The sequence below is a fragment of the Psychroflexus sp. MBR-150 genome, from assembly GCF_053628795.1.
Genome location: NZ_JBRJHB010000007.1, coordinates 25,317 through 50,542 on the forward strand (window position 1 = coordinate 25,317; position 25,226 = coordinate 50,542).

Here is a 25,226-nt window from a genome sequence, read left to right on the forward strand (position 1 = left end):
TTAAGTGTCTTAAATGTAAAATATCAAATCAATTGATATCTTTGGCTATAAAACAAAGTTATGTCATTAACACCTTCAAATATAGTAGAATTAGGTACAAAAGCACCTGGCTTTAGTTTGCTGAATGTAAAAAATAATCAGATTGTAAGCTTGTCTGAAATTAGAGGGAAACACGGCACAGTTGTTATGTTTCTTTGTAATCATTGTCCGTATGTGAAACACGTTAATGAAGAGTTGGTGAGATTGGCTAACGATTATAAAGTTACAGGATTTGGTTTTGTAGCTATTTCAAGTAATGATGTTGAAAAATACCCTGAAGATCATCCTGATAAAATGGCAGAATTAGCCGAAACAGAAAAATATCCTTTTCCTTATTTATATGACGAAACTCAAGAAGTTGCCAAGGCTTATAATGCTGCTTGTACGCCAGATTTTTATGTGTTTGATGAAAATTTAGAGCTGTTCTACCATGGACAATTAGACGACTCTCGACCAAAAAATGGTTTCCCACTGACAGGAAGAAGTCTAAGAGAAGCTTTAGATGCATTGCTCAACAACAGAGAAGCTCCAAAAGTTCAAAAACCGAGTATGGGTTGTAATATTAAGTGGAAATTGGATAATTATGAAAATTAAGCTTCCAATTTTTTAAAATCAATCTATTTTAGTTGGATACCATATTTTTTTAAAGCCAATTCTAATAATCATTTATGGGTTTTAAACATCAACTTTTTAAACACATCAAAACCTTTTCAAAATTAACTATTTGGCAGAAATATAGATTAGTTTGGTCTATTTTTTTACCAGTTCAACTTTTTTTAATTTATAGTATTAAACCATATCCTGAAGCCATCGAAATGTATTATTCGAATGGAATTTATATTTCAATTTCTACTTTTTTTCAACATCTGTTTAGTCATCTTCCCTTTTCTTTTGGTGATATTTTTTATATTATCTTAATTGCTTTTATAATAAAATATCTTGTGGGCGTTTTTAAAAGAAAATTCAAGCTCAAAAAATCTGATTTTTATAAAATTGTCTCGTTTATTTCTATCATTTATTTTTGGTTTCATATCTCTTGGGGTTTAAATTATTACCGCTTGCCACTTCATAAACAGTTAGGGGTTAAAAGTGATTACAACACTGAAGAGCTTATTAGTTTTACTGAAAAATTGCTGGTAAAAGCTAACGCTATTCATCACAAACTCGTTGCAAATGATACTCTACCAGTGCATTTTGAACAATCAGAAAATGAATATGAGAAAATGGCGTTTGAAAATTTTAAACGAACACAATTTCAAGATCAATATGTGGAAGTCCGAAGCATAAAACCATCATTGCTCAGTTTGCCTTTAAGTTATATGGGTTTTGGCGGTTACCTCAATCCTTTTACGCACGAAGCACAATATAATGATAGAGTTCCGAAATATAAATTTCCTACTTTGATTGCTCACGAAATGGGACATCAATTGGGTTATGCCAAAGAAAACGAGGCCAATTTTGTGTCCTGTTATGTGAATATGCATAGCACAAATGAAAAAATTCGTTACGCTGGTTTTACTTATGCATTAAAGTTTTGCCTAAACGAAGTATATTGGCGTTCTCCCGAAGATTTTGAACGTTTGAAAGCCGAAGTTAATCCAGGTATTTTAAAAAATTATAAAGAGACTCAAATCTTTTGGGAAAGCTTTAAAAATCCTTTAGAGCCGGTTTTTAAAAATGTGTATGGTAATTTCTTAAAAGTTAATAACCAACCCCAAGGCATTCAAAGTTATAATTATGTTGTAGCTTTATTGGTCAACTATTTTTCAAAAAATTCTTTACCTTAGTCCATCAAAATGATGGTTTATTAGATATTTAAGCTATTTATCTGAAAACGAATTGATAGTGTAAGAAATAAAAAATTATAAAAGAAAGATGATTAAGAAAATTCATTTACTTAGATTATATCCTATAGTTTGATGCTAAAAATGTTTTAGATTTGTGATTTATATAATATAGATAGACATTATTTTTTATGAATAATCAACCATATATTCACCGTTTGCGATTTTTTTTAGAACGCCGAGGATTTTACGTCAGTTCTCGTTTAGCAGACCGTTTAGGGATGAAAGCTAAATCGGTAAGACTGTTTTTTATTTATGCTTCATTTGCCACCTTTGGTTTTGGATTTGTGCTATATTTGACCTTGGCTTTTTGGCTCAAACTAAAAGACTTGGTTTACACCAAACGCAGTTCAGTTTTTGATTTGTAATAAAAATATTTTAAGCTATCCGATTTATGAAATCATTGAGATTTAAAATCATACTGGCTATGGCATTGATGATCATCATCTTGCTTGCTGGAGTTATTGGTTTTAAGAATGTTATGGATTTGTCTTGGATAGATGCTTTCTATATGACAGCCATCACCATAACGACGGTTGGATATAGAGAAGTAGTTTTGCCAAACGATGATGCTAAGGTTTTTATTATCATTTTGATATTGTCAAGCGTTATCATTTTAGGTTTTGTCGTATCTGTAGCCACAGAGTATTTTATTTCTTTCAGCTCTTTGAGCGATTTGCAACTCAAAAGAAAACTCAAAAAAATTAAAAAAATGGAAAATCATACAATTGTTTGTGGTTTTGGGCGAAACGGTCAGCAAGCCGCTCAAAAACTTATGGAATACCAAGATGCATTTTTAGTTATTGATAAAAATTTAGACTTATTAGAGCAAAGTGGTTTAAAATCAGAGCAATTTTTGGTTGGTAATGCCAATGAAGATGAAGTTTTAATATCAGCTGGAATAGAAAAGGCAGCTAATCTTATTATCGCTCTGCCCAACGATGCTGAAAATCTTTTTATTGTTTTAAGTGCTCGACAGCTAAATAAAGATTTAAGAATTATTTCTAGAGCAAGTGAAGAAACCAGTTACAGAAAACTTAAACTCGCCGGTGCAGACAATGTTATATTGCCTGATAAAATCGGAGGGCAACATATGGCATCACTTATTGTTAGTCCAGATTTATTAGAATTTTGGGATAATTTAAGTTACGGCGATAGCAAAAGTGTAAACCTTGAGCAAGTATCATATGAACAATTGTTTAGCCATGGGAAAAGTTGCACAATTCTAGAATTAGACCTCAGACAACGCACAGGATGTACCATCATAGGTTTTAAATCTTCTGATGGCGAATATATTGTCAATCCAAATCCAAATATCAAACTTACACCAAATTCTAAAATCATAGTCATTGGCAATGCAAGCCAAATAAAAAGACTTCAAGAGATTTATTCTATTTAAGAAACGCAATAAATTAAAAATTTATTTTTTGTTAGATTTATTTTTTTAGATATTGCGAGAAGTTTAAATTAAAGTCAATAAATCATAAATTTTTAGATATGCTTAGAGTTTTATTATCAATGTTTGCGTTGGTTTTTTCTATGACAATTTTTAGTCAAAATATAGTTATCAAAGAAAAACTCATCAACCCATCTGACGAAATAAATGACGGTTCGATTCAGGTTGAAGTAGAAGGTGGCACACCACCTTATCAATACAAATGGTCTAACCAAAGCACACCTCTCTCATCTAACAAGGCTGTTGGATTAACCGAAGGAGTTTACTACAATATTAAAGTTACTGATGCCAACGGTCAGACCGCAGAAAAAGACTTAAAGATAAAATCAGTCTCTATTACAGAACATTTTAATGGTTTTTTTACACCAGTAGTTGGTGCTATGGGAAGTGTTCTGTTTTGGGATCCTTTTGCTGCTGTAGGAATTTACGACCCTGTAGTTTACACCAGTAAAGATTTAATATTTGCTCCTGAATGGAATGCTGATACACAAGAAGTTTATACATTAAAAGAATGGTTAGTTGATCCCAAAACTCATGTTAGAAAAGGAGATCCAATTGCAGTTGTAAATTTATCTAACACAGGCGATATAGAAGTTAAAGCTGGTGAAAATGGTAAAATTAATCATCTCGTCAAAGAAGGTGAAGTTATTTATAATCCCAATAATCCAGAAGACGTGATACAAAGCAATGCTCATGTTTTTGGAGAAATTAGATATGATAATCCCGTTGCTTTAACTTTGCCTAATGGTGATAAGCAAACCAAAGGCATACCATTTATTGTTGTTTGGTTGATTGCAGGTGCAGCATTTTTTACCTTTAAAATGGGCTTTATCAATATTAGAGGTTTTAAACATTCATTTCAACTGGCTAGAGGAAAATATGACGATCCTGATGCACCAGGTCGAATTACTCACTTCCAGGCTTTAACGACAGCAGTTTCAGCAACGGTTGGTCTCGGTAATATTGCGGGTGTAGCCATTGCCATTTCTCTTGGTGGTGCTGGAGCCACATTTTGGATGATTTTGGCAGGTTTACTCGGGATGTCATCAAAATTTGTAGAATGTACACTTGGTGTTAAATACAGATTTATCAATAAAGAAGGACGTATTTTTGGTGGTCCGATGAATTACCTGAGATATGGGCTTGAAAAAAGAAACCTAAAAGGTCTTGGTAAAACTTTAGCTTTGATCTTTGCGGTTCTGGCTATTGGAGCTTCTTTTGGTGGTGGAAATATGTTTCAAGCCAACCAATCTTTTAAAGTATTAGCTGGTCAAATTCCAATGCTTGAAGGCAATGGATTTTATTTTGGACTTATTTTAGCTATTTTAGTTGGTATTGTTATTATTGGTGGAATCACCAGTATAGCAAGAGTAACTGACAAAGTTGTACCGTTTATGGCAGCCATTTATGTGATAGGTGCTTTTATTGTAATTGGCGTAAATATTGATAATCTTGGTGCAGCTTTTTCAGCAATTATTAATGGTGCTTTTTCGCCAAGTGCACTTAAAGGTGGTTTTATAGGCGTGTTAATTGTTGGTTTTCAACGTGCCGCATTTTCAAATGAAGCAGGTGTTGGTTCAGCAGCAATTGCTCACTCAGCTGCTAAAACCAATCATCCGCCGTCTGAAGGTTTTGTGGCTTTACTTGAACCATTTATTGACACCGTTGTGGTTTGTACGCTTACGGCTTTGGTTTTAATTTTTACAGGTATGCACGAAGTTAATGGTCTTTCAGGCGTTCAATTGACTACTGATGCGTTTGGTAGCGTTGTCTCTTGGTTTCCTTATGTCTTAGCTTTAGCCGTTTTCTTATTTGCCTTTTCTACTATGATTTCTTGGTCATACTACGGTATGAGAGCTTGGTCTTATATATTTGGACGCAGCAGAAGAAATGAATTAGTATATAAAGTTTTCTTTTTAGTGTTTGTCGTTGTTGGTGCTTCTATAAGTTTAGGTGCAGTTTTAGATTTCTCTGACATGATGATTTTGGCAATGTCATTTCCTAATATTATTGGTTTATTGATCATGTCAGGTGAAGTCAGAAAAGATTTAAAAGATTATTTAGATAAATTGAAAAAAGGCGAACTCTTTGTTCGTCAGAAATAAGTGATTTAAAGTGAAGGCAAAAAAATCCCGTTCGGTTTTGACAATATCGCAACAGAATGGGGTTTTTTTGTTAGTAGGTTTGATTATTGTGTGCCTTATAGGCGTTTTATATTACAATTACAATTATTATAAATTAAGCCCATATCAAAGTTTGATAGATACAATTGCACAACAAAAAATTGATTCTTTAAAAATTATAAAAGCCGAGCAAAAGCCGTCTTATCAATACAAAATCTATCCTTTTAATCCTAATTTTTTAAAAGAAGGAAAAGCCTATCGCTTGGGTTTGTCTGCTGAAGAACACAACAGATTAATTGCTTTTAGAGATAAGGGAAAATGGATAAATTCAGTTGAAGATTTTCAAAATGTTACTCAAGTTTCTGATGAGATTTTAAAAAAAATTTCACCATATTTTAAATTTCCAGATTGGGTTGTTGAACAGCAGAAAGCAAAAAGACAATCAGAGCCAATAATCATTTTAAGTTATAAGCAAAAGCAAGATTTAAATATAGCAACAGCTGAAGACCTGCAGAAAATCAGCGGTGTAGGCGAAGTGCTATCTAAACGTATCATTGCATACAGAGATAAAATCGGTAAGTTCAGATCCGATATTCAACTCAAGGATGTTTGGGGTCTCAAATACGATGTCATTGATAAAATCACTGCAAAAATGACAGTAAAATCAAATAATGAACAGCCAAAAATTGATATCAACCAAGCGTCTTTAATAGAGTTGACTGAAGTGCCATATTTTGATTACGAATTGGCAAGAGAAATATTTCAGTTTATAAAAGTTAATCAAGGTATAAATTCGTTTGAAGAATTGTCAAAATTACAACAATTTCCTACTTCCAAAATTGATAGAATTAAATTATATTTGGCGATAAATAAGTAATTCTTATTTTTTATTAAAATTACTAAGAAAATATCAACTATGAATACAAACTATTTTTCAGAAGACCACGAATTGTTCAGATCAACACTACGAGATTTTCTCCAAAAAGAAGTCGTTCCACACGTTGATAAATGGGAAAAGGATGGAAAAATTGATCCAGCCATTTGGACAAAAATGGGCGAAATGGGTTATTTTGGTTTGGCATATCCTGAACAATATGGCGGAATGGATTTAGATTTTTTCTACACGACTATTTTACTTGAAGAGATGCAACGTGTCAACTCTGGTGGATTTGCAGCAGCAATCTGGGCTCACGCATATTTAGCGATGACACATCTCAATGCTGAAGGTTCAGATGAATTAAAAAAGAAATATTTAACGGCTAGTATCTCTGGTGAAAAAGTAGGTTGCCTATGTATCACTGAACCTTTCGGAGGCTCAGATGTTGCTGGTATGAAAACCACAGCAGTCAAAGTAGGCGATGAATATGTTATCAATGGTTCAAAAACTTTTATTACCAACGGCGTATATTCAGATTATTTGATTGTCGCGGCAAAAACTAGTCCCGAACAGAAATCAAAGGGAATGAGTATCTTTCTTATAGATAGAGAAACCAAAGGAATTTCAGCGACAAAATTAAATAAACTTGGTTGGAGAGCTTCAGATACAGCAGAATTAGCTTTTGATAATGTAAGGATTCCCGCTACTAATCTTATGGGAAAAGAAGACAAAGGCTTCAGTTATATTATGCAACATTTTGCAACTGAGCGATTAATTATGGGTATTAATGCCCATGCAAGAGCAGAATATGCTATTGAATATGCATTAGGATATATGAAAGAGCGCGAAGCTTTTGGCAAAAAATTGACTGAATTTCAAGCACTTCGTCATAAAATCGCAGAAATGTCAACACGTGTAGAAATCTGTAAACACTTCAATTATGCGGTTGCGTCTCGATTAGATAAAGGCGAATATGTAGTCAAAGAAGCCAGTATGTCTAAACTTGAATCTACAAAAGTCGCAGACGAAGTCATTTATGATTGTTTGCAACTTCTCGGCGGATATGGATATGTTGAAGACTATCCATTAGCAAGAATGCTTAGAGATTCTAGACTTGGTCCAATTGGTGGTGGTACCTCTGAAATCTTAAAAGAAGTCTTAGCTAAAATGATTGTGGACGAAAAGGAGTATAAGCCAGCAACACAATAAATTTTTATGCACTTATGATCAAATGAGATATCAATCATAGTCGAGTCTATTTTTTTACATTTGTAATATGTCTCAAATAACGACATTTCTATCATATCTCGAAAACGAAAAACAGTATTCTAAACATACTATTATCGCTTATCAAAATGATTTAAAGGGTTTTAGTCAATTTTTAAAAGATAATTTTGATGATTTGTCCGTAATTGATGTAGATTATTTTCAAGTCAGATCTTGGATAGCTGAGTTGTCTCAACATAATTTGAAGCATAAAAGTATCAACAGAAAACTTAGTTCGCTCAAAACTTTTTATATGTTTTTACTTAAAACGGATCAGATAAAGACTTCACCCATGCAAAAACTTAAAAGTCTGAAAACACCAAAACCTTTAAGCACACCTTTTTCTATTCAAGAAGTTGAAAATGTAATCAATAGTTTTGAGCCAGTAGATTTTAAATCTTCAAGGCAAGCATTGATTATTGAGTTGCTTTATGCAACAGGAATGCGACGTGCAGAATTAATTTCATTGCAAACCAAGGATGTAGATTTAGCTAAACAGCAATTAAAAATTACAGGAAAAAGAAACAAACAACGTATTATTCCTTTATACAATAAAATATGTGAGAGTATTAAAAATTATTTACAATTTAAAAAGCACAATGGTCTATCGCATCCAAATTTATTGGTTACTGATCAAGATGAACCACTATATCCAAGCTTAGTTTATCACGTAGTAAATAATGCTTTTAGTGAATTTTCAAGCAAATCAAAAACCAGTCCACATATTTTACGTCACACATTTGCAACACATTTATTGAATCAAGGCTCTGATTTGAATGCCATAAAAGAACTGCTTGGACACGAAAGTCTTTCATCTACAGAGATTTACACTCACAATAGTATTGAGCAACTCAAGCAATCTTACTTTAATAATCATCCAAGAGAATCAAAATAATTCATACTTCAAAAAATATACAAAAAAAAGCAAAATTATTTTTTGTATGAAAATTAAACTCTATATATTTGCATTCCGCAAAAAATGCGGTAATAAGTTCTTAAAAAGCCGATGTAGCTCAGCTGGCTAGAGCAGCTGATTTGTAATCAGCAGGTCGTGGGTTCGAGTCCCTCTATCGGCTCGTATTGAAATGTTGAAAATATTCTATCGTTGAATAGTTTTATTTTGCAAACAAAAAACAGGACGAGAAGCCTGTCCTGAGCGAAGTCGAAGGGAGTCCCTCTATCGGCTCGTATTGAAATGTTGAAAATATTCTATCGTTGAATAGTTTTATTTTGCAAACAAAAAACAGGACGAGAAGCCTATCCTGAGCGAAGTCGAAGGGAGTTTATCCATCGGCTCGTGCTGAAATGTTGAAATGCTAAAATGTAAATTTTAGTATGGTTTTGGGGAGATACTCAAGCGGCCAACGAGGGCAGACTGTAAATCTGCTGACCTAGTCTTCGCAGGTTCGAATCCTGCTCTCCCCACAAGTGCAGAAAAACTGCAAAGTTCTTTGTATTTTGGAATACGTCATTAAATTAAGATAAAAGCGGAAGTAGCTCAGTTGGTAGAGCGTCAGCCTTCCAAGCTGAATGTCGCCGGTTCGAACCCGGTCTTCCGCTCTAATTTTTTTTGACTTGAAGAAGGATGAAGATTGAAGATTAATTTATATTAAGATCTTTGATTTAGGGTGAGAAGCTTGTGCTGAGCATGTCGAAGTAAACCCGGTCTAATTTTGAGAGTGTTGAAATCTGATAAGCAATGGAATCATTTATAAGTTGTTTATGTATAGTCAATAATGAGATAACCACTTTACGCCGACGTAGCTCAGGGGTAGAGCGTTTCCTTGGTAAGGAAAAGGTCACGAGTTCAATTCTCGTCGTTGGCTCTAAAATATAAAAGAATAAAAAAAATAAAAATAAAAACGTTAACACTAATATATAACTAAGATTAAATAATTTACTTATGGCAAAGGAAAATTTTGATCGCTCCAAACCACACCTTAACATAGGTACGCTTGGACATGTCGATCACGGTAAAACTACTTTAACTGCTGCAATCACAAAAGTGATGGCTGATAAAGGCTATTCAGAAGCTTCTGCTTTTGATCAAATTGATAATGCACCTGAAGAAAAAGAGCGTGGTATCACAATCAACTCTTCGCATGTTGAATATCAAACAGAAAAAAGACACTATGCACACGTTGATTGTCCAGGTCACGCCGACTATGTAAAAAACATGGTAACTGGTGCTGCACAAATGGACGGTGCAATTTTAGTTGTTGCGGCTACTGATGGTCCTATGCCACAAACACGTGAGCATATTTTGCTTGGTCGCCAAGTTGGTGTGCCTCGTATCGTTGCTTTCCTTAATAAAGTTGACTTAGTTGACGATGAGGAGTTGCTTGAGTTGGTTGAAATGGAAGTTAGAGACTTGTTAAGTTTCTACGATTATGATGGTGACAATGCTCCCGTTATTGCTGGTTCTGCTTTAGGAGCTCTTGAAGGCGATGAAAAATGGGCTGAAAAAATTGTTGAATTAATGGATGCTGTAGATGAATATATTGAGTTACCAAAAAGAGAAGTTGATAAAGACTTTTTAATGCCAGTTGAAGATGTTTTCTCTATCACTGGTCGTGGTACTGTTGCTACAGGTAGAATTGAAACGGGTGTTGCTAATACTGGTGATCCTGTAGAATTAATTGGTATGGGAGCTGAAAAATTAAAATCAACAATTACTGGTGTTGAGATGTTCCGTAAAATATTAGATAGAGGTGAAGCTGGGGACAATGTCGGTATCTTGTTAAGAGGTATTGAAAAAGACCAAATCACAAGAGGTATGGTTATTACTAAACCTGGTACAGTAACACCTCATGCCAAGTTTAAGGCTGAAGTTTATGTCTTGAAAAAAGAAGAAGGAGGTCGTCATACACCATTCCATAACAACTATAGACCTCAGTTTTATGTAAGAACTACTGATGTTACAGGAACAATTACCTTGCCAGATGGTGTAGAAATGGTAATGCCTGGAGATAACTTAACTATCACAGTTGAATTGTTACAACCTATCGCTTTAAATGTGGGATTACAATTTGCAATTAGAGAAGGTGGTCGTACAGTTGGAGCTGGACAAGTAACTGAAATTTTAGACTAATTTCTTTTAATATATAAGTTGAGGTAATACGATAAAATCGTTATTACCTCGACTTTTTAATAAACGGGTTTAGCTCAGTTGGTAGAGCACTGGTCTCCAAAACCAGGTGTCGGGAGTTCGAGCCTCTCAACCCGTGCAAACAATGTTTTAGATTTTAGTTAAAACTAATTTTAAAATAACTAATTAAGCTACAAAATGTCAGGTATAATTAAATATATAAACGAATCCTACTATGAATTAATAAATCATGTAACTTGGCCGTCTTATGCAGATGCTCAAAGACTTATGGTTATTGTGGCTGTTTTTTCAGTATTATTAGCACTTGCTGTTTTTGGTATCGATCAATTATTTAGCGGTATTATTGAACAATATTTTAATTGGGTAAAATCTTAATTATGTCTGAAACATCACTAAAAAAATGGTATGTTGTAAGGTCTATAAGTGGATCTGAGAACAAAGTTAAAGATTATATAAAAAAAGAAATCGCTCATGAAGGGCTTGAGGATTACGTTGACGAAATATTAGTGCCTACAGAAAAAGTTGTTCAAATAAGAAATGGTAAAAAAATACAGAAGGATAAAGTTTATCTTCCTGGATATATTGTAATTAACGCTAATTTAGAAGGCGAATTGCCACACATTATTAAAAATGTTAATGGTGTTATCGGGTTTTTAGGAGAAACCAAAGGTGGTGATCCTGTACCTTTAAGAAAATCTGAAGTCAATAGATTATTAGGAAAAGTTGATGAGTTAAGTACAAGCAAAGAACAAGTTAACATTCCATTTACTATTGGTGAAAATGTGAAAGTAATTGACGGACCATTTAATAGCTTTAATGGAACAATTGAAAAGGTTAATGAAGAAAAACGCAAGCTTCAAGTTATGGTGAAAATATTTGGACGTAAAACACCAGTTGAATTAAGCTTTATGCAAGTTGAAAAAATATAAATGTTACAAGATATAGATTGTTTTATTGCTTCCCACTGAAACAATCCCATCAAAAACAAAAACAAAAATGGCAAAAGAAGTAAGTAAAATTGTGAAACTACAAGTTAGAGGTGGTGCTGCAAACCCATCTCCGCCAGTAGGTCCAGCTCTTGGTGCTGCAGGTGTTAACATTATGGAGTTTTGTAAGCAATTTAATGGTAGAACTCAAGATAAGGCTGGAAAAGTATTACCTGTAGAAATTACTGTGTATGCTGATAAATCTTTTGATTTTATTATCAAAACCCCACCAGCAGCAGTACAAATATTAGAAGCTACCAAATCAAAAAAAGGTTCAGGTGAACCTAATAGAAAGAAGGTAGCAACTATAACCTGGGATCAAATTAAAGCAATTGCTGAAGATAAAATGCAAGATCTCAATGCTTTTACTGTTGAGTCTGCTATGAAAATGGTTGCTGGAACTGCACGTTCTATGGGTGTTAATGTAAAAGGTGATGCACCTTTTTAAATTTCTAAATTAATTTCAATGGGACAAATTACAAAAAAACAAAAAGAAGCTAAAGCTAAAATCGATAGAGATAATCTCTATACCGTAGCTGAAGCTTCAAAACTTGTAAAAGATATATCTAATGCTAACTTTGATGAATCAGTAGATTTAGCTATTAGACTCAATGTAGATCCACGTAAAGCTAATCAAATGGTAAGAGGTGTTGTAACCCTTCCTAACGGAACAGGTAAACAAACTACTGTTTTAGCTTTAGTAACTCCAGATAAAGCTGATGAAGCTAAAGAAGCTGGTGCTGACTATGTTGGTCTAGATGAGTATATTGAAAAAATCAAAGGCGGCTGGACAGATGTTGACGTTATTGTTACTATGCCAAGCGTTATGGGTAAACTTGGACCCTTAGGTAGAATTTTAGGACCAAGAGGTTTAATGCCTAACCCAAAAACAGGTACAGTAACCATGGATGTTGCTAAAGCAGTATCTGATGTCAAAGGTGGTAAAATCGATTTCAAAGTTGACAAAACTGGAATTGTTCACGCTTTAATAGGTAAAACATCATTTGAAGCTGATAAAATTGCGGGTAATGCTCGCGAACTCTTAGGAACTATTGTTAAGTTAAAACCTACTACTGTAAAAGGTATTTACATAAAAAGTATCCACATGTCTTCAACGATGTCACCTAGCATAGCTATTGACACCAAACGTTTCACCGATCAATAACTTTAATTATGACTAGAGAAGAAAAATCAAATATAATTAAAGAGTTAACCGATAAGTTAGCTGAAACTTCAAGCATTTATTTTACTGATATTTCTGGCTTAGATGCTCAAAATACCAATAAACTAAGACGAGCTTGTTTCAAAGCTAATATCAAATTACTCGTCGTAAAAAATACTTTAATGGCTAAAGCCATGAGCAGTACCGATAAAGATTTTGGTGATTTAGACCAAACCCTTAAAGGAAACACATCTATTATGTTTTCTGACACTGGTAATGCTCCAGCCAAAGTTATTAAAGATTTTAGAAAAAAGAACGAAAAGCCCCTATTAAAAGGTGCTTTTGTAGATGAAGCTATCTATCTTGGTGATGACTACCTTGAAACACTTGTAAACATCAAGTCTAAAGAAGAAGTCATTGGCGATATAGTATCATTGCTTCAATCACCTGCTAAAAACGTTATTTCAGCACTTCAATCTGGTGGTGGAAAACTTGCAGGAATATTAAAAACGCTTTCTGAAAAAGAAAGCTAAATTTAAGCACTAATAAATCAATATAAATACAATTAAAAACGATAGAAAATGGCAGAATTAAAAGATTTCGCAGAACAATTAGTTAACCTAACTGTAAAAGAAGTTAACGAATTAGCTGATATTCTTAAAGAAGAATACGGCATTGAACCTGCTGCTGCAGCTGTAGCTGTTGCAGGTGGAGGCGCCACTGGTGGTGGTGAAGAAGCAGAGGAGCAAACAGAATTTGATGTTATCCTTACTGCACCAGGTGGATCTAAATTGGCAGTTGTTAAACTTGTAAAAGAATTAACAGGTCAAGGTCTTAAAGATGCAAAAGCTCTTGTTGATAACGCACCATCACCAATTAAAGAAGGTGTCACTAAAGACGAAGCTGAATCTCTAAAATCTCAATTAGAAGAAGCAGGCGCTGAGGTTGAACTTAAATAATTTCAACTATTTGATATTTAAAGGTTTAGACCTCAGAATTTAACTTTCTGAAGGTCTAAACCATTTTGCATTTAATAATGCAAGTGTAGTTTACACAAAATTTTTATTATTTCAATTTTGCTAATAAGCATTAAATTCTTTCGTAGATGTCAGTAAATCAAAATGAACGTATCAGTTTTTCTTCTGTAACCAATAAACCTGATTATCCAGATTTTTTAGATATACAGGTTAAATCTTTCAAAGACTTTTTTCAATTAGAAACTAAACCAGAAGAACGCTCTGATGAAGGTCTTTTCAACACGTTTATGGAAAATTTTCCCATAACCGATACCAGAAATCAGTTTGTTCTTGAATTTCTAGATTACTTTATAGACCCGCCAAGATATTCAATCCAAGAATGTATTGAACGCGGTCTTACATACTGTGTTCCGCTTAAAGCGAGACTAAAACTTTATTGTACAGATCCTGAACACGAAGATTTTGAAACCATTGTTCAAGATGTATATTTAGGAACAATACCTTATATGACACCGAGTGGAACCTTCATCATAAATGGTGCTGAACGTGTTGTGGTTTCTCAACTTCACAGATCACCAGGTGTGTTCTTTGGGCAGTCTTTTCACGCTAACGGAACTAAATTATACTCAGCTCGAGTTATCCCATTTAAAGGCTCTTGGATAGAATTTGCTACCGATATCAATTCAGTGATGTACGCTTACATCGATAGAAAGAAAAAATTACCAGTAACCACGCTTTTCAGAGCTATTGGTTTTGAACGCGATAAAGATATCTTAGAAATATTTGACCTTGCTGAAGAAATTAAGGTTTCTAAAACTGGACTTAAAAAAGTATTAGGTCGTAAACTCGCTGCCCGTGTTCTCAATACTTGGTATGAAGACTTTGTGGATGAAGATACTGGCGAAGTTGTTTCTATCGAAAGAAATGAAATTGTATTAGATCGTGATACAGAACTTGAAAAAGATCATATCGAAGAAATTTTAGAAACAGGTTCAAAAACAATTTTGCTTCACAAAGAAGATAGTAGTAATAGTGATTACGCCATTATTTACAACACTTTACAAAAAGATCCTACCAACTCTGAAAAAGAAGCGGTTGAACATATCTATAGACAATTACGTAATGCCGAACCGCCTGATGAAGAAACAGCTCGTGGTATTATTGATAAGCTCTTTTTTAGTGATCAGCGTTACAATCTCGGTGAAGTTGGTCGTTACAGAATGAATAAAAAACTTGGTCTTGATATTTCTGAAGACAAAAAAGTTTTAACCAAAGATGATATCATAACCATCATCAAATATCTTATTGAACTTGTTAATTCTAAAGCCGAAGTTGATGATATTGATCACCTTTCTAACAGACGTGTAAGAACAGTTGGAGAGCAATTGTCTCAACAATTTGGAATTGGGTTGGCAAGAATGGCTAGAACCATTAGAGAACGAATGAATGTTAGAGATAATGAAGTCTTTACACCAATCGATTTAATTAATGCTAAGACTTTATCATCGGTAATTAATTCATTTTTTGGAACAAATCAATTGTCTCAGTTTATGGATCAAACCAATCCTATTGCAGAATTGACCAATAAGCGTCGTATGTCTGCTTTAGGACCAGGTGGTTTATCCAGAGAACGTGCTGGCTTTGAGGTTCGTGATGTTCACTTTACACACTACGGCAGATTATGTCCAATAGAAACTCCTGAAGGACCAAACATTGGTTTGATTTCTTCAATGTCTGTTTTTGGAAAAATTAATAATCTGGGCTTTATTGAAACTCCATATAGAAAAGTTGAAAATGGTGTTATAGATTTTGATAGTGAACCACTTTATTTGTCTGCTGAAGAAGAAGAAGAAAAATTAATCGCTCAAGCCAATATTCCTATTGATGAAAATGGAAAAATACTTGCTGAAAAGGTTATTGCTAGAAAAGAAGGCGATTTTCCTGTAGTTGACCCAAAAGAAGTTGACTATATTGATGTGGCACCAAACCAAATTTCTTCAATCTCTGCATCGTTAATTCCATTCTTAGAACACGACGATGCCAACCGTGCATTGATGGGATCAAATATGATGCGTCAAGCTGTTCCTTTATTGAGAGTCGATTCTCCTATCGTTGGTACTGGTCTTGAAAGACAAGTCGCTAAAGACTCTAGAGTATTGATCAATGCTGAAGGAGAAGGCGTTGTAGAATACGTTGATGCTCAAAAAATCACAATCAAATACGATCGCACAGAAGAAGAAAGACAAGTAAGTTTTGACTCCGATTCTAAAACATATAAACTTATCAAGTTTAGAAAAACTAACCAAGGCACATCAATCAACTTAAAACCTATTGTTAAAGTTGGAGATCGTGTTACTGAAGGTCAAGTTTTATGTCAAGGCTATGCAACTGAAGCTGGTGAATTAGCTCTTGGTAGAAACATGAAAGTGGCGTTTATGCCTTGGAAAGGTTATAATTTTGAGGATGCAATTGTGATTTCAGAAAAAGTTGTCCGTGAAGATATTTTAACTTCGATTCACGTTGATGAATATTCTCTTGAAGTGAGAGATACTAAACTTGGTAATGAAGAACTCACACCCGATATACCAAACGTTTCTGAAGATGCTACAAAAGACCTTGACGAAAATGGTATGATCAGAGTAGGTGCTGAAATCAAACCTGGTGATATCCTTATTGGAAAAATTACACCAAAAGGCGAAAGCGACCCTACACCTGAAGAAAAACTTCTTCGTGCTATTTTTGGAGACAAAGCAGGTGATGTTAAAGATGCATCTTTAAAGGCTTCTCCATCACTTAGAGGTGTTGTTATTGATAAAAAACTCTTTGCACGTGCTGTAAAAGACAAAAGAAAACGTGCAAAAGATAAAGAAGAAATCAACAAACTTGAAGCTAAATATCACGTTAAATTTGAAGAGTTAAGAAACATCTTAATTGAAAAACTCTTTGCACTCGTTAATGGTAAAACCGCTCAAGGGGTTCAAAATGATTTAGGTGAAGATGTTTTGCCTAAAGGTAAAAAATTCACTTTAAAAATGTTGAATTCTGTTGAAGACTTTACACATTTAACCAAAGGAACCTGGACAACTGATAAACACTTAAATAGCTTATTAGCTGACCTTCTTCACAATTATAAAATTAAGAAGAACGATTTACAAGGTAACTTAAGACGTGAGAAGTTTACTATTTCTGTTGGTGATGAATTGCCATCAGGTATTTTAAAACTGGCTAAAATTTATGTTGCTAAAAAACGTAAATTGAAAGTTGGAGATAAGATGGCTGGACGACATGGCAACAAAGGTATTGTGGCCAAAATTGTTAGAGAAGAAGATATGCCTTTCCTTGAAGACGGCACACCTGTTGATATTGTGCTCAATCCACTTGGGGTTCCTTCTCGTATGAATATCGGTCAGATTTATGAAACCGTTTTAGGTTGGGCTGGACAAAAATTAGGTCAAAAATACGCGACCCCAATTTTTGATGGAGCTACCTTAGATCAGATTAATGAATTAACCGACAAAGCTGGTATCCCAAGATTTGGACATACTTATCTTTATGATGGTGGAACTGGTGAAAGATTTGATCAACCCGCAACTGTAGGTGTCATCTATATGCTAAAACTCGGTCATATGATTGAGGACAAAATGCACTCTCGTTCTATTGGACCTTACTCGCTAATCACTCAACAACCCCTTGGTGGTAAAGCCCAATTTGGTGGTCAGCGTTTTGGCGAAATGGAAGTTTGGGCTCTCGAAGCATATGGTGCATCGAGCACTTTACGTGAAATCTTAACCGTGAAATCTGATGATGTTATCGGTAGAGCCAAAACTTATGAAGCTATTGTAAAAGGCGAAACTATGCCAGAACCTGGTTTGCCTGAATCATTTAATGTTTTAATGCACGAGCTGAAAGGCCTTGGATTAGATATTAAATTGGAAGAATAAATGTTTAGTTGTTTAAACATATCAATATTTTTTAAATTAATTCTTTTAAACTTGTACAATGACAAGACAAAACGATAAGAATACTCAAGTAAAATTTAATCAAATTTCAATAGGTTTAGCTTCACCTGAAAAAATTCTTGGCGAATCAAGAGGCGAAGTTTTAAAACCTGAAACTATAAATTATAGAACCCACAAGCCAGAAAGAGATGGTTTGTTTTGTGAGCGCATCTTTGGTCCAGTCAAAGATTATGAATGTGCCTGTGGTAAATATAAAAGAATTCGCTACAAAGGCATTGTTTGTGATAGATGTGGCGTTGAAGTGACTGAAAAGAAAGTTCGTAGAGATAGAGTAGGGCACATCAATCTTGTTGTTCCTGTAGCTCACATTTGGTACTTTAGATCTTTACCAAACAAATTAGGCTATCTTCTCGGTATTCCTTCTAAAAAGCTCGACATGATTATCTATTACGAAAGATATGTCGTGATTCAACCTGGTAATGCCAAAAATGAAGACGGTGAACCTTTACAAAAAATGGACTTCCTAACCGAAGAAGAATATCTCAATATTTTAGATAGCTTACCTCAAGAAAATCAATACCTTGAAGACGATGACCCGAATAAGTTTATCGCTAAAATGGGTGCTGAATGTTTGATTGATATTTTAAAGCGTATTAATTTAGACGAACTATCTTACGATTTAAGACACAAAGCTAATCACGAAACATCAAAACAAAGAAAAACAGAAGCCTTAAAAAGACTTCAAGTGGTTGAAGCACTGAGAGATTCTAAAAATAACCGTAATAACAATCCTGAATGGATGATTATGAAAGTTATTCCAGTTATTCCACCAGAGTTAAGACCTTTAGTACCTCTTGATGGCGGTCGTTTTGCAACATCAGACCTCAATGATTTGTACAGACGTGTCATTATTAGAAACAACCGTCTAAAAAGATTGATGGAAATCAAAGCACCTGAAGTGATTTTGCGTAATGAAAAACGTATGCTTCAGGAATCTGTCGATTCATTATTTGATAATACCAGAAAATCTTCAGCGGTAAAAACTGACTCTAACAGACCATTAAAGTCACTTTCAGATTCATTAAAAGGTAAACAAGGTCGTTTTAGACAAAACTTACTGGGTAAACGTGTCGATTATTCTGCACGTTCGGTAATTGTTGTTGGTCCTGAACTTAAAATGTATGAGTGTGGTTTACCTAAAGATATGGCAGCAGAACTCTACAAGCCTTTTATTATCAGAAAATTGATAGAAAGAGGTGTTGTTAAAACAGTAAAATCTGCTAAAAAGATTATTGACAAAAAAGAACCTATAGTTTGGGATATTTTAGAAAATGTACTCAAAGGACATCCTGTTTTACTTAACCGGGCACCAACTCTTCACAGACTTGGTATTCAGGCGTTTCAACCTAAGTTGATTGAAGGTAAAGCCATTCAGCTTCACCCTTTAGCTTGTACGGCATTTAATGCAGACTTTGATGGTGACCAAATGGCAGTTCACTTACCTTTAGGTCCTGAAGCAATTTTAGAAGCTCAACTTTTAATGTTAGCTTCTCATAATATTCTCAACCCTGCTAACGGTTCACCAATCACTGTGCCTTCTCAAGATATGGTACTTGGTTTATACTATATGACCAAAGAACGTAAGTCAGATAAAGACTACAAAGTCAAAGGTGAAGGTTTAACTTTCTATTCTTTTGAAGAAGTTAATATCGCTTTAAACGAAGGAAAGGTTGAACTCAATTCTTCTATAAAAGTAAGAATTAGAGATGATGATCCAAAAGCTAAAAAACCTTATAAAATTATTGAATCTACTGTAGGTAGAGTCATCTTTAATGAACACTTGCCAAAACAGTTCGGTTATGTCAATGATGTTCTTACCAAAAAAACTTTAAGAAATGTTATTGGTGATGTGATTAAGAAAACTAGCATTCCTGAAACTGTCGAATTTTTAGATAAAATTAAAAGTTTAGGATACAACTACGCATTCAAAGGCGGATTATCTTTTTCACTCGGTGATATTATCATTCCTGAAGAAAAACAACAATTGATTGATGAAGCCAATGCTCAAGTTGAAACTATTGTAGGTAACTATAATATGGGTCTTATCACTAATAATGAAAGATATAATCAAGTTATTGATATTTGGACAGCCACAAACGCTAACCTTACTGAGTTGGCAATGAAACGTATATCCGAAGACAAGCAAGGCTTTAACTCAGTTTATATGATGCTTGATTCTGGTGCACGTGGTTCTAAAGAACAAATTAGACAACTTACAGGAATGCGTGGACTTATGGCTAAACCAAAAAAATCTACTTCTGGTGGTGGTGAAATTATTGAAAACCCAATTCTTTCTAACTTTAAAGAAGGTTTATCTATTTTAGAATACTTCATCTCTACTCACGGTGCTCGTAAAGGTCTTGCCGATACCGCACTTAAAACAGCAGATGCTGGCTATCTTACCAGACGACTTGTTGACGTTTCTCAAGATGTTATTGTTAGAGAAGAAGATTGTGGTACTTTAAGAGGTATTGAAGTTTCTGCCTTAAAGAAAAACGACGAAGTTGTAGAAACTCTCGGTGAACGAATTGAAGGTCGAACTGCTCTCAATGATGTAATTGATCCAATCAGTGGTGAACAGATTTTATCTGCCGGAGAAGAAATTACTCAAGAGAAAGCAGAAATGGTTGAAAATTCTGCACTCAATAGTATAGACGTAAGATCACCGCTTTCTTGTGAGTCTAAAAAAGGAATTTGTGTGAAATGTTATGGTAGAAATCTATCTACAGGCAAAACCGTTCAAAAAGGCGAAGCCGTTGGCGTTATCGCAGCTCAGTCTATTGGTGAGCCAGGTACACAGTTGACATTAAGAACCTTCCATGTTGGTGGTATTGCAGGTAACATTTCTGAAGACAACAAACTTGAAGCTAACTTTGATGGTAAAGCTGAAATTGAAGATCTTAAAACCGTAAACGGTAAAGACAATGAAGGCAATGACACCAAAATTGTTATTTCAAGAACTTCTGAACTCAAAATAGTTGACAAAAAAGCTGGAGTTGTTCTATCTACAAACGTTATTCCTTATGGGTCTCAACTATTTATTAAGCCTGGTGATATCGTTAAAAAAGGTGACGTTATCTGTAAATGGGATCCATACAATGGTGTAATTATCTCTGAATTTGCGGGTAAAGTGAAATTTGAAAATATCGAACAAGGCTTGACTTATCAAATTGAAACTGATGAACAAACAGGTTTTCAAGAAAAAGTGATAACAGAATCTAAAAATAAACGTAAGATACCAACACTTCACATTTTAAATACTAAAGGTGAAAACATACGATCTTACAATTTACCTGTTGGTGCACACTTGATTGTTGATAATGAAGAAAAAATTGATGAAGGTAAAATCTTAGTCAAAATACCAAGAAGTTCGTCTAAAGCAGGTGATATTACAGGTGGTTTACCAAGATTGACAGAGTTGTTTGAAGCTCGTAATCCATCAAATCCAGCCGTTGTTAGCGAAATTGACGGTGTGGTTTCTTTTGGAAAAATCAAAAGAGGTAATCGTGAAATTATCATAGAGTCAAAACTTGGAGAAACTAAAAAATATCTGGTCAAACTTTCTAATCAAGTCTTAGTTCAAGAAAACGACTATGTAAGAGCTGGTATGCCTTTATCAGATGGTTCTGTGACACCAAACGATATCCTTAACATCAAAGGACCTAGTGCGGTTCAACAGTATTTAGTTAATGAAGTTCAAGAAGTTTATAGACTTCAGGGCGTTCAAATTAATGATAAACACTTTGAAGTTGTTGTTAGACAAATGATGCAAAAAGTGAAAATCAAAGATTCTGGCGACACCACTTTCTTAGAAAACCAACTGGTACACAAACAAGATTTTATTGAAGAAAACGATAATATCTTTGGTAAAAAAGTAGTTGAAGATCCAGGTGATAGCCAAAACCTTAAAGCTGGTCAAATTGTGACTCTTCGCGAATTGAGAGACGAAAATTCTATATTAAAACGCGAAGATAAAAAAGTGGTAGAAGCAAGAGACGCAGAGTCTGCAACTGCAATGCCAGTTCTTCAAGGTATCACAAGAGCATCGCTTCAAACCAAGTCGTTTATCTCTGCAGCTTCTTTCCAAGAAACAACCAAAGTCCTTAATGAAGCAGCTGTTAGTGGTAAAATTGATAAACTTGAAGGTTTAAAAGAAAATGTTATTGTGGGTCATAAAATACCAGCTGGAACTGGATTAAGAGAGTTTGATGATATTATTGTGGGTTCTGAAGAAGAACTTGATAATATGCTAAAACCCGAAGATATGCAACCAAACGTCAGTGTAAACTTAAATTAATAATGTTATGAGTAAAGACAGTAAAGACGATAAAGCCAAAAAAAATCAGCTCAATATTCAGTTAGATGAAAATATAGCTAATGGCACCTATAGCAATTTAGTTATCATAAATCATTCTTCTACAGAATTTGTACTTGATTTTGTTAGCGTTATGCCTGGTGTGCCAAAATCTAAAGTAAAATCAAGAATGATCTTAGCACCACAACATGCTAAACGTTTGCTTAGTGCTTTATCTGAAAATATCAGGCGTTATGAAAGTGCAAATGGTGAAATTAAAGACGACCAAAAACAACATCAAAATATCCCGATGAATTTTGGACCGACTGGAGAAGCTTAAATCAAAAAACTGCCTCAAAATACTTGCTTTGTCAATCTGAACTCGTTTCAGATTCTACAAGGTTTTGAGGCAGTTTTTTTTTTTTTTTTAAATCAATGCTTAAGATTGAATTGCTTTTATGTTGACCTGAATTTGAATGTTATCGTTGATAAAATTGTCCTTTAAATCATCAAATACTGATTTTGACATAAACTCAATGTCCCATTCAGTTCTATCTATACTGAATTCTTCACTAATAAGTTTAACAGCTTGGTTATCATTACCAAAATTGATTTCAGAAACAAATTCAACTGAATTAGTTATGCCTTTAATTTCCAAATCACCTTTAATTTTGTGTTTACCTTCAAAAGGTTCAACAGAAGTTATTTTAAAAAAAGCATAAGGATATTTTTCAACATTAAAGAAATGATCTTGTTTACCTTCTATGCTTCCTTTTAGATGATTTTCTAAATCTATTTTATCTTGACCTTCTAAGTCTCGAACATTAATACTATTCATATCAATAGTAAATTTTCCAGAGACTAATTTGCCGTTTTCAAAACTCATTTCACCAGACTTTACCTTGATAATTCCAGTGTGCTTTCTAGCAGGTTTTGAGCCTATCCAATTAATTATTGATGAATTTTCATCAACTATGTATTGTCCAGAAATATCATTTTCTGTTTTTGGCGTTACTTCTGTTTCTTTTGTTTTCTTTTGTTTTTGGTCAGACTTACAACCAAATGTTAAGTTGATTAAAACTATCGCACAAATGATCTTTAGTTTGTTGCTCATAATATTTAGGTTTTAATTTTGGTAAAAATACTTAATTTTGCGAAACTTTAAAATAATGACAATTTGACATAAAGTAAGTCTTGGCAACTGATTTGACAACTTAAATTAAACAATAATTATATACTGACAGATGAAAAAGGAAGAAACAACTATACAAAAAGACGAAAACATAGAGCAAGAGCAAGATAATGCTAAGAAGAAAGCAGATTCGTCCAAAAAAGAAGATGATAAAAAAAGTAATTCTAAGTCAAAGAGCGACACAAAAAAAGATAATGAAAAAGAAAATTCTGAGCAAAAGCAGGAAGAAAAATCTTTGACTAAAGAGGAACAACTTCAACAAGAATTGGATCAACAAAAAGACAAATACTTGCGTCTGTTTGCTGAGTTTGAAAACTATAAAAGACGTACAAGTAAAGAACGTTTAGAACTTTTTAAAACAGCTTCTCAAGAGTTGATGCAAGCTATGTTGCCTGTCTTAGACGATTTTGATAGAGCTTTAAAAGAAATCAATAAGTCCAAAGATAAAAACCTTATAGAAGGCGTTGAGCTTATTAATAGCAAACTAAGAGAAACATTAAAGTCAAAAGGTTTAGAACCATTGTCAGTTAATGAAGGTGACAAATTTGATGGCGATATTCATGAAGCTGTAACTCAAATTCCCGCACCAGACAAATCGATGAAAGGCAAAATTGTTGATGTGGTTGAAAGAGGTTATACTTTAGGCGATAAAATTATAAGATTTCCTAAAGTTATAACAGGTAAATAAAAGTTGCCATTGTGGATTTAATGAAAAAATAGTATTGATGAAAGAAGATTATTATGACATATTAGGTGTAGATAAAAATGCATCTGCAGCAGAAATTAAAAAAGCATACCGAAAGTTGGCTATAAAGTATCATCCTGATAAAAATCCTGGTGATGCAGAAGCCGAAGCGATGTTCAAAAAAGCAGCAGAAGCTTATGAAGTTTTGAGCAATCCAGAAAAGAAAGCCAAATACGATCAGTTTGGCCATTCAGCCTTTGATGGCAGTGGTGGTTTTGGCAGTAGTGGCGGTATGGATATGGACGACATTTTCAGTCAGTTTGGTGATATTTTTGGCTCTGCTTTTGGTGGCTCAAGCGGTGGATTTTCTGGTTTTGGAGGCTTTGGTCGCCAAGGTCGCTCAAAGGGAAGCAACCTTAGGATTCGAGTGAAACTTTCACTTCAAGATGTTGCCAATGGCGTTGAGAAAAAAATAAAAGTCAAAAGAAAGAAAAAATCTGCAGATACAACTTATAGGACTTGTCCTACTTGCGGTGGCTCTGGTCAAGTTACACGTGTTACTAGCACAATTTTGGGAAGAATGCAAACAGCTTCACCGTGTAGTACCTGTCAAGGTAGTGGTCAAATTATTGAAAACAAAGGAGTTGGAACTGATGCTCACGGATTAAAAGTTGAAGACGAGTTAGTGTCTATCAAAATTCCAGCTGGTGTTGAAGATGGTATGCAACTCAAAGTTTCGGGCAAAGGTAATGAAGCACCTGGAAATGGTGTTGCTGGTGATTTAATTGTTTTAATTGAAGTTGAAGAACACGATTTATTAAAAAGAGATGGTGAAAACCTGCATTACGATTTATATATTAGTTTTTCTGAAGCTGCACTTGGCGTTTCAAAAGAAATTCAAACTGTTTCTGGTAAAGTGCGTATAAAAATTGAACCTGGTGTTCAAAGCGGAAAGATATTAAGACTAAAATCTAAAGGACTGCCAAATCTTAATAGATACAGAACAGGCGATTTGTTGGTTCACGTCAACGTGTGGACACCTCAAAATTTAAATCGTGAACAACAACAATTTTTTCAAAATCAATTAGAAGCAGAAAATTTCCAGCCTAAACCCGATAAATCTGATAAATCTTTCTTTGAAAAAGTTAAGGATATGTTTTCATAAACCTTAATTTAAACGCTTTTTTATTTATATTT

Annotated in this window: 21 protein-coding genes and 5 tRNA genes; 25 read left to right on the forward strand and 1 reads right to left on the reverse strand. The window is 34.1% G+C overall.

Going from position 1 to position 25,226, the window contains the following annotated elements; translation table 11 throughout:
• Positions 1–60 precede the first annotated feature (60 nt).
• From ACSSV5_RS05465 to ACSSV5_RS05575, 23 genes are all read left to right on the forward strand, one after another.
• Positions 61–633 (forward strand): thioredoxin family protein, encoded by a 573-nt coding sequence (locus ACSSV5_RS05465; RefSeq protein WP_211065748.1) that lies wholly within the window; start codon positions 61–63, stop codon positions 631–633.
• A 74-nt stretch (positions 634–707) separates the two neighbouring features.
• Positions 708–1,826 (forward strand): DUF3810 domain-containing protein, encoded by a 1,119-nt coding sequence (locus ACSSV5_RS05470; protein ID WP_454245083.1) that lies wholly within the window; start codon positions 708–710, stop codon positions 1,824–1,826.
• Positions 1,827–2,014: 188 nt separating this feature from the next.
• The gene (locus ACSSV5_RS05475) at positions 2,015–2,251 is read left to right on the forward strand and encodes a PspC domain-containing protein (protein WP_211065750.1); all 237 of its coding nucleotides are present in this window, start codon (positions 2,015–2,017) and stop codon (positions 2,249–2,251) included.
• Positions 2,252–2,277: 26 nt separating this feature from the next.
• Positions 2,278–3,282 (forward strand): potassium channel family protein, encoded by a 1,005-nt coding sequence (locus tag ACSSV5_RS05480; RefSeq protein ID WP_454245084.1) that lies wholly within the window; start codon positions 2,278–2,280, stop codon positions 3,280–3,282.
• Positions 3,283–3,380: 98 nt separating this feature from the next.
• Positions 3,381–5,444 (forward strand): amino acid carrier protein, encoded by a 2,064-nt coding sequence (locus ACSSV5_RS05485; protein ID WP_454245085.1) that lies wholly within the window; start codon positions 3,381–3,383, stop codon positions 5,442–5,444.
• Between the two features lie 37 nt (positions 5,445–5,481).
• The gene (locus tag ACSSV5_RS05490; protein ID WP_454245086.1) at positions 5,482–6,339 is read left to right on the forward strand and encodes a helix-hairpin-helix domain-containing protein; all 858 of its coding nucleotides are present in this window, start codon (positions 5,482–5,484) and stop codon (positions 6,337–6,339) included.
• Positions 6,340–6,378: 39 nt separating this feature from the next.
• Complete coding sequence (locus tag ACSSV5_RS05495; protein WP_454245087.1) at positions 6,379–7,548, forward strand: acyl-CoA dehydrogenase family protein; 1,170 nt, start codon at positions 6,379–6,381, stop codon at positions 7,546–7,548.
• 67 nt (positions 7,549–7,615) lie between these two features.
• A complete protein-coding gene (locus ACSSV5_RS05500) occupies positions 7,616–8,500 on the forward strand; it encodes a tyrosine-type recombinase/integrase (protein ID WP_454245088.1) in 885 nt (294 codons plus the stop codon).
• Positions 8,501–8,607: 107 nt separating this feature from the next.
• Positions 8,608–8,681: transfer RNA gene (locus tag ACSSV5_RS05505), tRNA-Thr, on the forward strand.
• A gap of 267 nt (positions 8,682–8,948) precedes the next feature.
• Positions 8,949–9,030, forward strand: a tRNA-Tyr gene (locus tag ACSSV5_RS05510).
• 62 nt (positions 9,031–9,092) lie between these two features.
• Positions 9,093–9,165: transfer RNA gene (locus ACSSV5_RS05515), tRNA-Gly, on the forward strand.
• A gap of 194 nt (positions 9,166–9,359) precedes the next feature.
• A tRNA-Thr gene (locus tag ACSSV5_RS05520) sits at positions 9,360–9,431 on the forward strand.
• A 77-nt stretch (positions 9,432–9,508) separates the two neighbouring features.
• Entirely contained in the window at positions 9,509–10,696 is a 1,188-nt protein-coding gene (gene tuf, locus ACSSV5_RS05525) for an elongation factor Tu (RefSeq protein WP_454245089.1), read from the forward strand.
• 63 nt (positions 10,697–10,759) lie between these two features.
• A tRNA-Trp gene (locus ACSSV5_RS05530) sits at positions 10,760–10,832 on the forward strand.
• 59 nt (positions 10,833–10,891) lie between these two features.
• Entirely contained in the window at positions 10,892–11,089 is a 198-nt protein-coding gene (gene secE, locus ACSSV5_RS05535) for a preprotein translocase subunit SecE (RefSeq protein WP_211065757.1), read from the forward strand.
• A 2-nt stretch (positions 11,090–11,091) separates the two neighbouring features.
• Positions 11,092–11,643: a transcription termination/antitermination protein NusG gene (gene nusG, locus ACSSV5_RS05540; RefSeq protein ID WP_454245090.1), complete on the forward strand. Its 552-nt coding sequence runs from the start codon at positions 11,092–11,094 to the stop codon at positions 11,641–11,643.
• Positions 11,644–11,710: 67 nt separating this feature from the next.
• On the forward strand, positions 11,711–12,148 hold the full coding sequence (gene rplK, locus ACSSV5_RS05545) for a 50S ribosomal protein L11 (RefSeq protein WP_454245091.1): 438 nt from the start codon (positions 11,711–11,713) through the stop codon (positions 12,146–12,148).
• Between the two features lie 18 nt (positions 12,149–12,166).
• Positions 12,167–12,865 carry a 50S ribosomal protein L1 gene (gene rplA, locus ACSSV5_RS05550; RefSeq protein WP_454245092.1) on the forward strand — a complete coding sequence of 233 codons (699 nt, stop codon included), beginning with the start codon at positions 12,167–12,169 and terminating at the stop codon, positions 12,863–12,865.
• An 8-nt stretch (positions 12,866–12,873) separates the two neighbouring features.
• Positions 12,874–13,395, forward strand: a complete 522-nt coding sequence (gene rplJ, locus ACSSV5_RS05555) for a 50S ribosomal protein L10 (protein ID WP_211065759.1) — start codon at positions 12,874–12,876, stop codon at positions 13,393–13,395.
• Positions 13,396–13,443: 48 nt separating this feature from the next.
• Positions 13,444–13,821 (forward strand): 50S ribosomal protein L7/L12, encoded by a 378-nt coding sequence (rplL, locus tag ACSSV5_RS05560; RefSeq protein ID WP_454245093.1) that lies wholly within the window; start codon positions 13,444–13,446, stop codon positions 13,819–13,821.
• 146 nt (positions 13,822–13,967) lie between these two features.
• The gene (gene rpoB, locus ACSSV5_RS05565; RefSeq protein WP_454245094.1) at positions 13,968–17,780 is read left to right on the forward strand and encodes a DNA-directed RNA polymerase subunit beta; all 3,813 of its coding nucleotides are present in this window, start codon (positions 13,968–13,970) and stop codon (positions 17,778–17,780) included.
• A 58-nt stretch (positions 17,781–17,838) separates the two neighbouring features.
• Positions 17,839–22,155 carry a DNA-directed RNA polymerase subunit beta' gene (gene rpoC, locus ACSSV5_RS05570; RefSeq protein ID WP_454245095.1) on the forward strand — a complete coding sequence of 1,439 codons (4,317 nt, stop codon included), beginning with the start codon at positions 17,839–17,841 and terminating at the stop codon, positions 22,153–22,155.
• Between the two features lie 7 nt (positions 22,156–22,162).
• Positions 22,163–22,492 (forward strand): DUF3467 domain-containing protein, encoded by a 330-nt coding sequence (locus tag ACSSV5_RS05575; RefSeq protein ID WP_454245096.1) that lies wholly within the window; start codon positions 22,163–22,165, stop codon positions 22,490–22,492.
• A gap of 99 nt (positions 22,493–22,591) precedes the next feature.
• On the opposite strand, the gene ACSSV5_RS05580 is transcribed toward ACSSV5_RS05575, so the two are convergent.
• A complete protein-coding gene (locus ACSSV5_RS05580) occupies positions 22,592–23,266 on the reverse strand; it encodes a YceI family protein (RefSeq protein ID WP_454245097.1) in 675 nt (224 codons plus the stop codon).
• A 130-nt stretch (positions 23,267–23,396) separates the two neighbouring features.
• Between ACSSV5_RS05580 and ACSSV5_RS05585 the strand changes: the two genes are divergently transcribed.
• Together ACSSV5_RS05585 and dnaJ are read left to right on the forward strand one after the other, a co-directional pair.
• On the forward strand, positions 23,397–24,032 hold the full coding sequence (locus ACSSV5_RS05585) for a nucleotide exchange factor GrpE (protein ID WP_211065764.1): 636 nt from the start codon (positions 23,397–23,399) through the stop codon (positions 24,030–24,032).
• A 37-nt stretch (positions 24,033–24,069) separates the two neighbouring features.
• Positions 24,070–25,194: a molecular chaperone DnaJ gene (dnaJ, locus tag ACSSV5_RS05590; RefSeq protein ID WP_454245098.1), complete on the forward strand. Its 1,125-nt coding sequence runs from the start codon at positions 24,070–24,072 to the stop codon at positions 25,192–25,194.
• The last annotated feature ends 32 nt before the right edge of the window (positions 25,195–25,226 follow it).